Annotated in this window: 5 protein-coding genes and 1 pseudogene; 1 reads left to right on the forward strand and 5 read right to left on the reverse strand. The window is 65.9% G+C overall.

Annotated features, from left to right (window positions below; all coding sequences use genetic code 11):
• Positions 1-347: ABC transporter permease family protein (locus AC1D0P_RS21435; RefSeq protein WP_477678597.1), on the reverse strand; the 347-nt coding region annotated here is incomplete at its 3' end.
• Between the two features lie 165 nt (positions 348-512).
• The gene (locus AC1D0P_RS21440) at positions 513-1,910 is read right to left on the reverse strand and encodes a TAXI family TRAP transporter solute-binding subunit (RefSeq protein WP_477678598.1); all 1,398 of its coding nucleotides are present in this window, start codon (positions 1,908-1,910) and stop codon (positions 513-515) included.
• A 273-nt stretch (positions 1,911-2,183) separates the two neighbouring features.
• Here AC1D0P_RS21440 and AC1D0P_RS21445 point away from each other — a divergent pair, with 273 nt between their 5' ends.
• Positions 2,184-3,254 carry a DMT family transporter gene (locus AC1D0P_RS21445; RefSeq protein ID WP_477678599.1) on the forward strand — a complete coding sequence of 357 codons (1,071 nt, stop codon included), beginning with the start codon at positions 2,184-2,186 and terminating at the stop codon, positions 3,252-3,254.
• A 27-nt stretch (positions 3,255-3,281) separates the two neighbouring features.
• Here AC1D0P_RS21445 and AC1D0P_RS21450 read toward each other — a convergent pair whose 3' ends face one another.
• From AC1D0P_RS21450 to AC1D0P_RS21460, 3 genes and pseudogenes are all read right to left on the reverse strand, one after another.
• Positions 3,282-3,560 carry a hypothetical protein gene (locus AC1D0P_RS21450; protein ID WP_477678600.1) on the reverse strand — a complete coding sequence of 93 codons (279 nt, stop codon included), beginning with the start codon at positions 3,558-3,560 and terminating at the stop codon, positions 3,282-3,284.
• Positions 3,561-3,581: 21 nt separating this feature from the next.
• Positions 3,582-4,739 carry an MFS transporter gene (locus tag AC1D0P_RS21455; protein ID WP_477678601.1) on the reverse strand — a complete coding sequence of 386 codons (1,158 nt, stop codon included), beginning with the start codon at positions 4,737-4,739 and terminating at the stop codon, positions 3,582-3,584.
• A 254-nt stretch (positions 4,740-4,993) separates the two neighbouring features.
• Positions 4,994-5,150: pseudogene (locus AC1D0P_RS21460) on the reverse strand (amino acid ABC transporter ATP-binding protein); the annotation flags it as partial.

A 5,150-nucleotide genomic window follows, 5' to 3' on the forward strand; every position in this document is an offset into this window, starting at 1 on the left:
CCCATGGGGATGCCGATCAGCAACGCCATCAAGGCCGCCACCAGGGCCAGCTCCAGCGTCGCGGGAAAGCGTTCGGCGATCAGGCGCGAGACCTTGGCGCCCTGGCGCAGGCTCAGGCCGAATTCGCCCTGCGCGGCATTCACGAGGAAATGCCAGAACYGCACGATGAAGGGCCGGTCCAGGCCGAGGTCGGCGCGCAGTTGGGTGATCTGGGCGGGGGAGGCATCCTGCCCCAGCAGGAACACCACCGGATCGCCGACATACTGGAACAGCATGAAGGCGATCAGTGCGACCACGACCATCACGATCACGGCCTGGATCAGGCGGCGCAGAATAAAAGCAAGCATCGGCCAAAGAAAAAAGTATCGGGCGATACTAGCAGAGCAATTGCTATGCCGACACAGGGGTTTACTTTAGGGTTAAAGAAACTGCGTAGGCCCCGCACTTGCCCTGAATCGGGCTTTTCACTGCCCTTTTAAGGTGCCGCGCGCCTCTTTGCGGCGCGATGGGCGCTAAAGCCGTTGCAGCTTTTTTCGCACCAGGTGGATATTGGCGCGCAGCGCATACAGCTCGTCGGCATAGGACAGCGGCACCGTGATCTTTTCGGCCCGGCGTTCCAGGTCGTTGAGTTCTTCCAGCAGGGCCTGGTTTTTGGCGCTGTTGCGATCGCCATCGCCGTTGCCGTCCACCCGGTTTTCGATGTCGCGCAGCCGGCCGTACCAGCGGAAGATGCGCGAACGCACGCGAAAGGCGTAAAGCGGCGGGATGATGCGCGACAGCGGCAGCATGATGGCGATGATGATGCCCATCACCAGCCACATGCGCTCGACCAGGTTGGCCACCCAGAAGGGGAGGTAGCGCTGCAGCACCGGCGTGCCGTTCTTGATGGCGCGCTCGGCTTCCTTGGAAATGGGCAGCTCGCTGTTGTCGCGGTTGGGGTATTCGCGGGCATTCTTGAACCAGCCGGCCCCGCCGTGGATGTCGTTGCCCGCCTGGGCCAGCAGCTGCTGCAGGGCGGGGTGGGTGCCGGTGCGCGTGATCAGCGAAGTGGTGGACGCCACCAGCCGCACGTCGTCGGGCGGGATGTTGCCGGCCAGGTCCACTACGCCGCGCGGCAGGCGCGTGGGCGTCAGGAAGGCAAAACGCCGGGAATAGGCCTCGCTCTGGGCGAAGTTCATCAGTTTCACGCCGGGCGTCTGCAGCAGCATCTGCACCATCAGCGACTCGGGCGCGGACGCGAACACGATGGCGTCCAGCTCGCCGCCCAGGAAGGCAACGGTGGCGGGCGTCTGCTCCAGCCGGGACAGTTTCAGCGTCGCGGCGTCAATGCGGTTGCTGTCCAGCAGTTTGGCCATCAGGCTGGGAACGCCGCTGCCGGGCGTACCCACGTTGACGCGCAGGCCTTGCAACTGCGTGAGCGATGCCAGGCTGGCGTCCTCCATCGGGTCTGCTTTGGCCGGTCGGCCGCCCGGATTCTTGGCCGCCCGCGCCGCAGCGGCCACCTTGCGCGCGGCGTCCTCGCGGTAGAACAGCCAGAGCGGCTCCACAAACAGGCTGCCGAGAGATGTCAGATCTTCCTCGTCCTGCTCTGTGTAGTCGCTGGTGCCGCCCTGGACAAAACCCACGTCGACCTTGCCTTCGCGCAGCAACTGCAGGTTGGCGGCCGAGCCCTCCGAGGGCTGCAGGACCACCTGGATGCCCTCGGCCGCCAGGGCCCTGGCGTAGCGTTTGCCGAATTCCTCATACGCGCTTTGCGCCGGGCCGGTGGCCAGCGTCACGCGCTTGGGCGGGTTCGGGTCCAGCCACCAGTAGGCCAGCGCCAGCAATGCGATGGCCAGCAGGATGAACGGGCCTGCGGAGACCCACAGGTCGCGCAGCGACAGCAGGGTGTAGCGTATGGTTTTGGACATGCGGGCAACCTTATCACGCTGGCGCAACGTGCTTATTCCACCCTTTTTTCAATCGCGGTCACCGTGAACCGGCCGTCCGCCTTACCGGTGTGGAAGCCAAAGCAGGGTGAGCAGGGCTTGTTTCAGATGTTTCATGAGGAATCCTTTCAGTTCACCGACTCATGCCCTGGCCTATGGATAGGGCGCCGGCAGGGGAATGGCCGCATGGCCGAAAATGGCGAATTGGACGTGAATTTTCTTTTTTGATTTTCAGGGGATCAGGCATTGAAGCTTTTGGCACGCTCTTTGAGCCCGGGTGTCGCGGCCGCGCTGGCATCGGCTTTGCTGTTCGGTGCGGGGACGCCGCTGGCCAAATGGCTGCTCGGCGAGATGAGTCCCTGGATGCTGGCCGGGCTTTTGTACCTGGGATCCGGCCTGGGCCTGTTCGTGTATCGCCGGATGCGGGGCGCCGCCCGCCCGCGCCTGGCCCCCGGCGAGATGCGCTGGCTGGCCGCCGCGGTGCTGTGCGGCGGCGGCATCGCGCCGGTGCTGTTGATGTACGGGCTGTCGGCCATGCCTTCCAGTCACGCCGCCTTGCTGCTCAATGCCGAAGCGGTGTTGACGGCGGTGCTGGCATGGATGGTGTTCAAGGAGAACGTCGATAGGCGGATCGCGCTGGGCATGGCCGCCATCGTGGCGGGCGCGCTGCTGCTCAGCTGGCCCCAGTCGGATCCATCTGATCCATCAACGTCCACATTTACCTTGCTGTGGCCGGCATCCGCGGTGCTGCTGGCGTGTTTTTTCTGGGCCCTGGACAACAACTTCACGCGAAAGGTGTCGCTGACGGATGCTTCATGGATTGCCTGCGTGAAAGGGCTGGCTGCAGGCGTCACGAACCTGTTGCTCGCTTTCCTGGTGGGGGCGGCGTTGCCGGGTCCTGGGAAAACAGCCATCGCCATGGGGGTCGGCCTGCTGGCCTACGGTGTGAGCCTGGCACTTTTTGTCGTCGGCTTGCGGCACTTGGGGACTTCACGGGCCGGCGCGTACTTCTCGACCGCGCCTTTTGTCGGGGCGCTGTTTTCCGTGGTGTTTCTGGCGGAGCCCGTCAGCTGGAAACTGCTGGCGGCCGCCGCGCTGATGGCGTACGGTATCTGGCTGCACCTGACCGAGCACCACGCGCATGTGCACACGCATGAAGTCCTGGAGCATGAACACGCGCACACGCACGACGAGCACCATACGCACGACCATACACCCGCGGTCGCGGGAACGCATTCGCATCCCCACAGGCATGAGCCCGTGACCCACAGCCATGCCCATTACCCGGACGTCCATCATCGCCACGGCCATGATGGCGGCCGTTAACCAACGGAGCTGGATCGCCCGGCAGCTTCAGGTTTTTTGAAGCTGCAGCCGGGCCTTGTCCAGCCACAGTTGCAGGCTGTCCAGCAAGTCCCCACGGCTGAAGGAGCAGCTTTCTTCGGTGAACAGCGCGCTGGACTCGAGCCGGTTCAGCAGCTGTGACAACACCTCACCAAAACGTTCGGGCAGGGCGGTCGCCAGGCTTGCCTGCTGCATCGCGAGCTGCGAAAAAGCGGCCACGCCCAGGGTGTCGTCGCGCAATTGCCGCAGGGCGATTTGCAGTGCGTCGAGCTGGTCCTGGGCTGTCATGGTTCGATTGCAGGAAAAGGTCTAGGCGGCCGCCGATGCCGTCACGCGCGACGGCATGCGGTCAAACACCAGGGTCAGCATGGCCAGCAGGCCGAAGGGCACGCCCACCCAGCCCAGTTGCGCAAAGCCCACCTGATCCAGCAGCGCGCCGCTGATCACCGCGCCCAGCGCCGTGCCCACGTAGAGCATGGAGCCGTTGAGGCTCAGCAGCAGCGGCGCCTGCGCCGGCGAGAGGCTGGCCAGCCGGCTTTGCTGCGGCGCCATCAGGCCGAAGCCCGCGATGCCCCAGGCCACCAGCACGGCCATGGTGGCCGGCACATTGCCGCGCGTGAGCGGCAGCAGGCACATCATCGCGACCAGCACGGCCAGCTGCACGCGCAGGGTGCGCAGCGCGCCGAAGCGGTCCGTCGCCCAGCCGCCCATCAGCGTGCCTCCCACACCGGCCAGGCCGAAGACGGCAAGCGTGGCCGAGAGTTGCGCCGAATTCATGGGGTTGAGCGCCTGCAGCACCGGCCCGACATAGGCAAACACGCTGAAGATGGCGATGAAGTACAGCAAGGTGCGGCCCCACACGCGCAGCACCGCGCCCTGGCGCGCGGCGGCCCGGAAGCCCGCGAAGCTGGTGCCGGCGCTGGCCATGTTGGCGGGAATCAGCCAGCTGGCCGCGACCAGCGCCGTCAGGCTTGCCGCCGCCGACAGCCACACCGGCACGCGCCAGCCGAACTCAAAACCYAGCCAGGCGCCTATGGGCAGGCCCACGGCGTAGCTGATGCTCATGCCCAGGAAGGTGATGGACAGCGCCCGGCCGCGCAGCGCGGGCACCACCATGCTGACGGCCAGCGCCGAGGCGGCGGCGGTGAACATGGCGCCAGCACCCATCAGCACGCGGCCCAGCAGCAGCAAGGGCAGGTTGGGCGCCAGGGCGCACACCAGGCAGCCCGCCGTGAACAGCGCCAGCGCCAGTTGCACCGCGCGTTTGCGGGGCCAGCCGGCCGTGAAGATGATGAGCAGCGGCGCCAGCACGGCGGTGGCCACGGCATAGGCCGTCATGGCCTGGCCGGCAGCCGCCACGCTGATGCCCAGCGAGASGCTCATGGGCTGCAGGATGCCGCCSAGCACAAARGCSCCGCTGCCKATSACSAGGTTGCACAGGGCGAAAAAATASAGGATGGGGGGCATGGTGTTCATCAAGGCGGCGTCGGGTCGGCGGGACAGCGCAAGTCGCCCAGGGGTGGCGGGCGCTAGCAGCGATCAAATCAGGAGCGGGTCAGTCTGTCCCCGCCATTGTGCGGGAAGCGGCCCGACCCTGCAGGGCCGGGGGCAAGTTGACGCCAAAAAAAGCCAGGCCTGGGCAAGCCATGGCCCTTTGACGCGCAGCTTTGGTGCGCTTTGCAGAGCCCCGAAGCCGGCCGGGGCGAGCTGGTCGCCCGTGCTTACTGGATCATGCCGAGGAACTGCTTGAGCTCGGCGGTCTGTGGGTTGGAGAACACCTCGTCGGGCGGACCGATCTCGTGCACGCGCCCCTGGTGCATAAAGACCACGCGGTCGCAGACCTTGCGGGCGAAATTCATCTCGTGCGTCACCATCAAC

Source organism: Polaromonas sp. P1_G2, assembly GCF_056405515.1.